Below are 8,264 nucleotides of genomic sequence, written 5' to 3'. Positions count from 1 at the left end.
TTGCGGAAGGTTTGGTTGAGGCTGAACTGATGAGGCATGATCTCGTCTTCCGATGGGCAAAGCTCGACGAGAATGGCACATCACCATCGGCGAAAACATCTGCTGCGAGACGCAACATGGCAGGTGTGAAACCGGCGCAGGATGGCACGATCAGCATTTTGACGCTGCGTCTTACGGTTCTCCAAAAAACGTCGATGGCCGGGCAAGCCCGGCCATGACGAAAGATACAAATGTCTGAAAAATGCGGTAAGCGCCGCCTCAGCGCGTGCGGTCCAGCCGGCTAGCCTGGTACTTGGCGCGCCATTTCGGGCCAGGCCCGCGCATGTAATGCAGCTCGGGGCGGTAGGGATTGCCGGCGACCCGGATCAGCGTCAGCCATTTGGTGGCGACGAAGGTGAGGGGCTGGCGGAGCAGGGTCAGGGAAGCGAACAGCATGGCATCACCTTAATGGGGCTTGCCGAGCATGGCGGTGAAGGGGAGATCGAAAATCTCTTCGCCGTCGTCGTCGCTGATATGGATCACCCAATCGCGCCAGTCCTCGGCGCCTGGCGTCTCGATCATGGATCGCATGATCTGGGCAGCACGATCGCGCGCTTCGGTCAGATTGGCGACGGCAGCGCCGTAGCGGTCGATCAGCGTGCCCTCGGTGTTGGAGCAGTGAAAGTAGACCTGGACCATAAGCGCCTCCTGGAGAGAGCGATTGGGACGGCAAAACGATACCACCCCAAGCATTCCCAAAATATTCGGGTTGAACCCGGTAAGGGAATTTACGGAGGTTGGTCGCCACGAAGATCGTTACAGGTTTAATCACAGGCGGGTGATGGCTGGACGGCTCCTGCACGACATGGAACAACCCTCAACCGAAAATCGGGGGAGGCCGCTGTGAATCATCTCACTTTGCAGAATGGACGCCGAGGCTTGTGCGCAGCTGCCGCCGTCACCGCGGTCTTGCTTGGCCTTGCCTCGCCAGCGGCGTCCGATCAGTTGCGGAAAAGCGGCTATGCGGTCGGACCGGAGACCTGCGGCAGCGGCGATCTCGCCTTCCCAAGAGTCCAGATCGACATGAAGGCTGGCTTCTGCGCTGGCCTGGTCGGCAGCGAGGAAGACCATCTGAAATTTCCGCGGTCGATCATCCAGGTGCCCGGCCGTGAGCTATTCGTGGTGGCCGACATGGGCGGTTGGGGCCACACCGACGGCCGGCTGCTGCTGCTCGATCCTCACGCCGCCAGCGGCCATCGCTTCAAGGAGCTGCTGACCGGGGTCGAATATCCGTTCGGCCTCGTGATCGGTCCGGACAAGAAGCTCTACGCCTCGAGCGCCGAGACAATCTTCCGCTTCGATCCACTCGCCGATAATCCGCGCAGCACGGTCGAGACCATCATCCGTCATATGCCGGGCCGCCGCATCACGCTGCCTGACGGGACGAAGCTCGAGGAGGCCGCGCATCCGCTCAAGCAGTTCGTCTTCGACAAGAACGGGCGGCTGTTCGTCAATGTCGGTGCCCACAGCGATGATTGCATTGCGCCGGCGCCGATCACGAAGCCTTGCGCACCGGCTGAAGGCGCCTCCGCCATGGCGGCACTCTGGCTGTTCACGCCACCGTCAGGCGGCGTCTTCCCGGCCTTGAAGCCTGGCGATCCGGATCCCGCTCACACGATCTACGCGCGCGGCTTGCGCAACTCGCTGGCGCTGGCACTGCACCCGAAGTTCCCCGATGCCGGCTACGCCTTCCTGCAAGGAGAGAATGGTCGGGACCTGCCCGATATCTTCAAGCCGAACGAGGAGATCAACGCGATCGAGCAGGGTAGGCATTATGGCTGGCCCTATTGTTACGATTTGTCGACGCCGAGTCCCGAGTTCAAGCTCGTGCTGCAATCCGGCATCTACAAATCGCTCTGTACGGCGAGCGCGCTCTACAAGCAGCCCTTCTCGCTGCTGCCGCCACATGGTGCGCCGCTCGCGATGCTGTACTATCACGGCGTCAGGTTCCCCGAATTGGAAGGGAAGTTGCTGATCGGGCTCCACGGCTACCGCCCGACCGGCAGCCGCGTGCTGATCTACGAGGTCGACGATCACGGCTTTCCAAAGCCTGCTCCGCCGCCGGTGCGCTACCACGTCAGCTGCGCGGCCGATCCGACCCACAATTTTCAGAGCGACGCCGGCGACGTCGCCGCTGCGCCGTTCGACGAACTGATCGCGGGCTGGCATCGCGTCAATGGTGCGCGGCCGCAAGGCGCGCCAGTTGGCATGACGGTCGCGGAGGACGGTGCGATCTGGCTGGTCGAGGACAAGAACCAGACCATCATCCGCATCGATCGCGCCGCCGGCGATCCGCCGCCGCCACTACCCTGCGATGTCAGAAGCCAGGCGTTGATCGACCAGCTCGCGGCCTTCGTCGCCAAGGATCCGCAGAACAAGCTACGGCTCACCACGCTGCGCAAGAACCTCGTTGAAAAGCACTGCGTCGGCTGCCACTCCGATTTCGGCCTCAAGGCAGGGCAGTCGGACGCGGACAAGGATGCGACCGTGCTGAGGTTCATGCTGTCGCAGGATGGCTGGATCTATCCCGGCGATCCCGCCTCCGGCAGATTGCGCACGCGCCTGCGCGGCCTCGGCGCGGAGAAGCTGATGCCGCCCGGCGGCGAGAGTCTGCCGAAGACCGAGCCGGGTTACGCGGCCTTGCTGACCACAGCGGATCTGCTGGTTGCCAGGATGGTTCCGGGAACGCCGATGCGCATCAAGCCGGGCCTGCCGCAGCGCAAGTTCTTCAGCAAGGCGAACAAGGAATGCGGCGAAATACCGGCTGCCAAGGTCGTCGTCGTGACACAAAGGAACGCTGTAGACAAACCCGGCTTCAGCCGGTTCTTCCGGCCGGCTGATCCCTATCTGAATGGTGAGTGCAGCGACGACGATGGCTATTACATCCGGCAGGACTTTCTGGTGCCTGTGCAGTAGCATTCTGCTTGTCGTCGCGACGCCGCTCTTCGCGGCCGAGACGAAGCTGTTCGAAAGCGTGCAGGTCACGCCTTCAGGTGAATATACGCACGGTATCGAGGGCCCCGCCGCCGATCTCGATGGCGATCTCTTCGTCGTCAATTTCGGCAAGCCCGGCACCATCGGCCGATTGCCCGCGGGCGCTGCGGCGTCCGGAGCTTTCGTGGAACTTCCCGAGGGAAGCGTCGGCAACGCGATCCGCTTCGATCGCAATGGCACGATGTTCATCGCCGACTACAAGAAGCACAACATCTTTGCGATCCCGAAGGGCGGCACCGAGCCGGCCGTCTGGTTTCACTCCGACGAGATGAACCAGCCCAACGACATCACCATCGCACACGACGGCACGATCTATGCGAGCGATCCGAACTGGAAGGGCCGCGAAGGTCACATCTGGCGCATTGCCAAAGCCGCCGATGGCGTGGTGCAGGGACAGATCATGTCGGCGCCGCGTTCGATGGGCACCACCAACGGCATCGATCTCAGCCCCGACGGCAAGACGCTCTATGTCGGTGAGTCCAGCAACGGCCAGGTCTGGTCCTACATTATCCGGGACAGCGAGCTCACCGATGCGAAGCTGGTCAAGACATTCCAGCCCGACACCATCGACGGTCTGCGCACCGACGTCGCCGGCCGCCTTTACGTCGCGCGCATTCTCAAGGGTACGATCGCGCTGATGAAGCCGAGTGGTGTGGTCGAGCGCGAGATCACGCTGAAAGCGAAAGAGCCGACCAATCTCGCCTTCGGCGGCCGCGACGGCAAGACCGTCTTCGTCACCCAGCGCCAGGGCGGCTTCATCGAATCCTTCCGCACCGATCAGCAGGGCAGGGAATATTGTCTTCAGCGCGGGCGCTGCTAGAGCATGATTCGGAAAAGTGTGCAGCGGTTTTCCGAAAAGATCATGCTCAAACAAGAGAATATTTCGCGGGCGATCTGCTGCTGGCGCAGAGCGGTGCGGCACAGGCCGGCATTCTTCTTGCTTGCATCTGGCCGCCGCAGCGATCAAAAAACCCTATGGCACTATCAAGGCGTTTTCGAGCGAAGTGGATACCGGTTCGCGTCAGGAAAACGCGTCGATTCAAAAGCCGCTGAAGAGCACGGAGTGTTGAGTGAAAGCCGTCCATACCGAACTGCACCGCAGCCACGATCCGCAATTCTTCCTGGTTCGCGGCGTCGTCAAGCGCACCACCGAGCAGCCCGAGCGCGCCGATCGCCTGCTCAAGGGCTTGAAGGACGGCAAGCATCAGCTGGTCGAGCCGACCGAATTCGGCCAGGGCCCGCGGGCGCGCATTCACAGCCCGGAATATCTGTCGTTCCTGAGCGAAGCCTGGGACGCCTGGACGGCGCTCGGCGATGCCGGTCCGGAGATGATCGGCAACGTCCATCCCGTGCGCCATGCCGCCACCTATCCGACCCACATCGTCGGCAAGCTCGGCTGGCACACCGCCGACACCGCAGCTCCAATTGGGCCGGGCACGTGGGCCGCGGCCTGCGCGGCGACGGATGTCGCTGTCACCGCGGCGCAGATGGTGATGGACGGCGAAGACGCTGTTTACGCGCTCTGCCGTCCGCCCGGCCATCACGCCTATCGCGATATGGCCGGCGGCTTCTGCTTCCTCAACAACAGCGCGATCGCGGCCGCGCATCTGCGCCTGAAGCACGAGCGCGTCGTGATCCTCGACGTCGACGTCCACCACGGCAACGGCACGCAAGGCATCTTCTACGCGCGGCCGGATGTCTACACGGTCTCGATCCACGCCGATCCGGTCGCCTACTATCCCTATGTGTGGGGCTATGCGCATGAGCGCGGCGAGGGCGCCGGCCTCGGCGCCAATCTCAACATTCCCCTGCCGATCGGCACGGGCGACGATGGCTACATGCAAGCGATGGAGATCGCGCGCAAGGCGATCGAATCCTTTGCGCCCGGCGCGCTCGTGATCGCGCTCGGCCTCGATGCCTCCGAGCACGATCCGTTGAAGGGGCTTGCCGTCACCACGCCCGGCTTCCGCCGCATCGGCCAGGCCATCGCGAAGCTGGGCCTGCCGACCGTGTTCGTGCAGGAAGGCGGCTATCTCTCGGATATCCTTGGCGCCAACCTGACCTCGGTGCTTGCGGGATTCGAAGAGGTGCGGTGATTTTCGCTGGATAGACCGTCGTTCTCCGTCATTGCGAGCGAAGCGAAGCAATCCAGACTGCCTCTAGGGAAAGGTCCTGGATTGCTTCGCTTCGCTCGCAATGACGATGCGGATGCAGTGTTGATCAGTAGTCAAAACATCCCGCTCGCCTTCAGCGCCTTGCAAACATGCTGCATCTCGGCCTCGTCGGCGACCATGTCGAGCATGACAGTGGTCAGCCCCTTCGCCGCAAACTCCTTCAGTTGGGCGCCGATCTCGGCATAGCTGCCGACGAGATAGGGACAGTCGGCCTGGAAGGTGAGGAAGGGCAGCAGCCAATAGCCATTGTCGGCGAGCTCTCCGCTTTGCCCCTCGTACAATCGCCGCTTCCAGACCGAATCTGAATTTTCGACCGTGAGCGCGAGCAGCTCGCGATCGTCAGGATTGTCGCGGAAACGGGCCTTGGCCGCCTGCCGCGCCTCGTCGCGGCTCTCGCGCGCGAAGATGCCAAAGTTCATACCTGATGCGCCGAGGCCTCGATCGAGGTCGGGCGGCAACATCTGCATCTTGATGCAGCCAGCCTCCTCGGCGACGCGCCTGGCTGCGTCGGATTGCCCCGCGATCAGAAATTCCGGCATCAGCTCGGCGGGCAGGCGCGGCCGCAGTTGCAGATTGCTGGCGCAATAGAACCGGCCGTTGACATTCACCGGGCGGGGGCTCGAGAGCAGCCTGCGCATCAAGGTGACGAACTCGCCGAGCCGGACATAGCGGTCGGCGTGAGACTGCTCGTCGCCCAGCCCCTGCAGATCGCTGATCGCGGTCCCCGTGATCATGTTGAGATAGACCTTGCGGCCGTAGAGCTGCGCAAAGGACGAGACGAACTTCGCCGCCGTGAACGGATGCATGTAGACCGGATTGACCGCGATGAGCGGTGAGGATCGCGTCGTCGCGGCGAGGATGTGCTGCGCCATCGCCCAGGGCTCGACGAACACGTCGTTGCCCTCGAACAGCAGAATACCTTCGAAGCCGTTGCGGTCGGCGACATCAGCCACCCGCATCAGCTCGCCGACGTATTTTTCGGGATCGCGGTTGCGCGAGATCGCCGGAAAGACGCGCAGCCGCGCCGGCATCATTCCGCCGCGTCCTGGAGCGGCCAGGCGTTGCGGGTGATGCGCAGGCCGCCGGCCGCGCCCGAGCCGTCGGCGATCGCAAGGCGATGCGAGGGCGATGGCGAGCACAGCGAGAAGCGCCAGCCCGCTGGGTCGTCGGCAATATCGGGCTTGAAGGTGATCTTGATCGCCTCCCGCGACACCTGCATCGCGAACGCATCCAGCGGCAGATTGAGCCCAAAACCTCTTGCCTTCAGATAGGCTTCCTTCAGCGTCCAATAGTCGAAGAAGCGCTCGATCGCGGCGGGCTCCGGCAGCGTGCGCAGCGTCTCCACCTCTTCCGGCGCAAAGAAGCGAAGCGCGGTCGACAGCGGTGCGACGCGCCGCGACACGGTCTCGACATCGACGCCGACGGTCTCATGCTTCGAGACGACGCAGGCGACGCAGCCATCGGCATGGGACAGGCTGAAATGCAGCGGCGTCGCGGTCGTGGGCGCCGCGACAAAGGGTCGCCCGTAGCGGCCGGTCGAAAACGACCAGTCGGTCGGTTCGACCTCAGGGGCCGCATGCGACAACGCGAGGCGCAGCATCGCATGCGCGAAGACATATTGCCGTTGATGCCGTTCAAACTTGAAGCGGTCGGCGCGTATCTGCTCGTCGACCGAGAGCAACCCTCGGCACACATCCACCGCGCCGGGCGTATCGATGCTCTCGATCAATCCGATAAACAGTTCAATTCCGTCGTCTGCCATCAATTGGGCCCATAGCGTCAGGCGGAGGCCAAATCCGGCCCTGACTGAAGGATCAACCGAACAGGAAGCAACTCGGCGGACCATTTCTAGCGGTCCACCCAGGCAAATTCTTGTCAATCGCTGGCCGGTTTGCAGGAGCAGGCTTGTGCGAGACCCCGACCGGACAGGCGAGCGGCTCAAATCGAAAATGATACGCGAAGATCCGCCCGGCGTCCCGGCCGCCGAATCTTATTTCTTCTTCTTGGCCTTCTTCGCGACGCCCAGCGTCGCAAGGCTGGCATCGACATCCTTCAGGGCGGACTGAAGTTTTTTCTTCTCGCCCGTCAGCAGCTTTAGCAGGGCCTTGCGGTCCTTGTCGCTGAGCGAAGTGCCTTTGGTAAATTTGATAAAACCCATAATGACGCTCCCCGGTTGAAAATATCGTCCAAATCAAAAGGCGAGAATAATCTTGCGCGCTGGAGCCGAATAATCAAGATGCAACTTGTGTCTTCACAGCTTTGACGGGTGAACTCGTGTTTGCCTGTCCTGTGCGGCTGGTCATGCCGCCCTGCGGGCGAGCAAGCGCTCCAGCGGCGTGTTTGGCCGGAGGATGGCAGCCTCAAGCAGCGCGACGAGATCCTCCATCCATGCGCCGACCGTGGCGCCGTCGAGCAGATCGTCTTTATAATTGCACGAACCTGTAATCCCGGTCGGGCGCTCCTTCAGCATCAGCGATAGCCAGGTCTGGTCGACCGGCAGCACCGGCTGGCCTTCCCGCGCGACGTTGCCGATCGATCGCACCGCGACATCAGGCAGGTCGAGCGGCTGGCGCAGCGGGTTTTGCAGCGTGAAATAGACCTGAAGCAGCGAAGCCGGGTCGATGCCCTCCCGCTCCAGATGGTCGGCCACGATGTTGAACGGCAGCTCCTGCCGCGCATGCGCGTCGAGCACGCTCTGGCGCACCCGGGCCAAGGCCTGGGCGAACGACAGATCCGGCGTGATTCGGCTGCGGACGATCACGGTGTTTTCGAACGGGCCTATGATGCGGTCGGCGTCCGGCTGGGCGCGGTTGGCCATCGCGGTGGCGACCGAAATGTCCGTGCGCCCGGTCCGCGCCAGCAGCAGGGCCTTCAGGCCGGTGAGCAGACACATGAACAGCGTGCTGTTGTGCTGGCGCGCATAGAAGGTGAGACCGGCGACGAGATCACGCTCTAGGCTGAGCGGATGATGGCCGGTCGACGCGCCCGCGCGCGCCTCGCCGTCAAACACGGGGGCTGCACCGCGCAGATTGTCGGCCCAGTCGGCGGCCTGCCGGC

At 63.0% G+C, this 8,264-nt stretch carries 9 protein-coding genes and 1 pseudogene; 4 read left to right on the top strand and 6 right to left on the bottom strand.

From position 1 onward, the window contains the following. The coding region (locus AOQ71_RS46660) for a hypothetical protein (protein ID WP_205668234.1) at positions 1–218 on the top strand (218 nt) is incomplete at its 5' end. 40 nt (positions 219–258) lie between these two features. Here AOQ71_RS46660 and AOQ71_RS46325 read toward each other — a convergent pair. Together AOQ71_RS46325 and AOQ71_RS16500 are read right to left on the bottom strand one after the other, a co-directional pair. Beyond that, positions 259–435, bottom strand: coding sequence for a hypothetical protein (locus AOQ71_RS46325; protein ID WP_167353981.1), 177 nt, complete (start codon positions 433–435; stop codon positions 259–261). Between the two features lie 9 nt (positions 436–444). Continuing rightward, positions 445–678, bottom strand: a complete 234-nt coding sequence (locus tag AOQ71_RS16500) for a DUF6894 family protein (RefSeq protein WP_057747891.1) — start codon at positions 676–678, stop codon at positions 445–447. A 240-nt stretch (positions 679–918) separates the two neighbouring features. Here AOQ71_RS16500 and AOQ71_RS16495 point away from each other — a divergent pair, with 240 nt between their 5' ends. The 3 genes from AOQ71_RS16495 to AOQ71_RS16485 all read left to right on the top strand — a co-directional run bounded on the left by AOQ71_RS16495 (position 919) and on the right by AOQ71_RS16485 (position 5,129). Then, the gene (locus AOQ71_RS16495; protein ID WP_245316907.1) at positions 919–2,955 is read left to right on the top strand and encodes a PQQ-dependent sugar dehydrogenase; all 2,037 of its coding nucleotides are present in this window, start codon (positions 919–921) and stop codon (positions 2,953–2,955) included. Next, complete coding sequence (locus tag AOQ71_RS16490; RefSeq protein ID WP_057747886.1) at positions 2,912–3,853, top strand: SMP-30/gluconolactonase/LRE family protein; 942 nt, start codon at positions 2,912–2,914, stop codon at positions 3,851–3,853. Before AOQ71_RS16495 ends, AOQ71_RS16490 begins: the two co-directional genes overlap by 44 nt. 250 nt (positions 3,854–4,103) lie before the next feature. Beyond that, on the top strand, positions 4,104–5,129 hold the full coding sequence (locus AOQ71_RS16485; RefSeq protein ID WP_057747883.1) for a histone deacetylase family protein: 1,026 nt from the start codon (positions 4,104–4,106) through the stop codon (positions 5,127–5,129). Positions 5,130–5,260: 131 nt separating this feature from the next. Here the strand turns inward: AOQ71_RS16485 and AOQ71_RS16480 are convergent, their stop codons facing one another. From AOQ71_RS16480 to AOQ71_RS47890, 4 genes and pseudogenes are all read right to left on the bottom strand, one after another. Next, positions 5,261–6,241, bottom strand: coding sequence for an LLM class flavin-dependent oxidoreductase (locus AOQ71_RS16480; RefSeq protein ID WP_057747880.1), 981 nt, complete (start codon positions 6,239–6,241; stop codon positions 5,261–5,263). Next, complete coding sequence (locus AOQ71_RS16475; RefSeq protein ID WP_057747877.1) at positions 6,238–6,969, bottom strand: 4'-phosphopantetheinyl transferase family protein; 732 nt, start codon at positions 6,967–6,969, stop codon at positions 6,238–6,240. Before AOQ71_RS16475 ends, AOQ71_RS16480 begins: the two co-directional genes overlap by 4 nt. Positions 6,970–7,197: 228 nt before the next feature. Then, positions 7,198–7,365 (bottom strand): hypothetical protein, encoded by a 168-nt coding sequence (locus AOQ71_RS46320; protein ID WP_167353980.1) that lies wholly within the window; start codon positions 7,363–7,365, stop codon positions 7,198–7,200. A gap of 141 nt (positions 7,366–7,506) precedes the next feature. After that, positions 7,507–8,264 (bottom strand): annotated as a pseudogene (locus AOQ71_RS47890) (condensation domain-containing protein); the annotation flags it as partial.

This window comes from Bradyrhizobium manausense, assembly GCF_001440035.1.
GTDB lineage: Bacteria > Pseudomonadota > Alphaproteobacteria > Rhizobiales > Xanthobacteraceae > Bradyrhizobium > Bradyrhizobium manausense.
The sequence above is the reverse complement of the archived record's forward strand: the minus strand, read 5'-3'. Positions and strand labels throughout refer to the sequence as shown.